The 566-nt window shown below is 29.7% G+C and carries 1 protein-coding gene; it reads left to right on the forward strand.

What is annotated here, in order from left to right; all coding sequences use genetic code 11:
• Positions 1-170: 170 nt before the first annotated feature.
• Positions 171-566: hypothetical protein (locus DS742_RS28490; RefSeq protein ID WP_147325909.1), on the forward strand; the 396-nt coding region annotated here is incomplete at its 3' end.

Genomic DNA, 566 nt, shown 5'->3' on the forward strand with positions numbered 1-566 from the left:
AGATGTGGATAATAGACAGGGTATAAAAATAGTAGTAATGATTCTGTAAGCATAAATTTTAGTGAGAACAGCTATACGCTTACTATAAAAAAACCAGAACCTCAATATGCGGATACTATGGAAGAAGCTCTTCAAATAAATTCTGAATATTTTTTTCAAGATATCCACATATGAATAAAGTGAGTGATATTATTAAAATATTAGAAAATGATAATTATGCTACGATGTTTTATCATGTAGATGGAGGATTAGAATCAGATGGAATTGTGGCTAGTAAATTTATGGTTAGGACAATAAATGAAAAAAAACAATATGCATTAATTTTAACAAATCCAGAAACTGTAGGTGGTAAGTGGAGATCTAAACCATTAATAACTGCTCATCGGTCGGCTCCTTTATATGATTTATTGGCTCAATATAGCATTAATGATGGAGAACGATTTATATTTGGTAGTTTTGGAACTGATAAAGTAAATACTCTAAAAATAGAAGGTCAGAGTCCAACAGAGATAATTGAATATAATGCAAAGGGGGAGAAAGAGTACTTTTGGTATTATGAAAATTTA

This window comes from Lacrimispora amygdalina (assembly GCF_003432035.1).
Taxonomy (GTDB): domain Bacteria; phylum Bacillota; class Clostridia; order Lachnospirales; family Lachnospiraceae; genus Lacrimispora; species Lacrimispora amygdalina.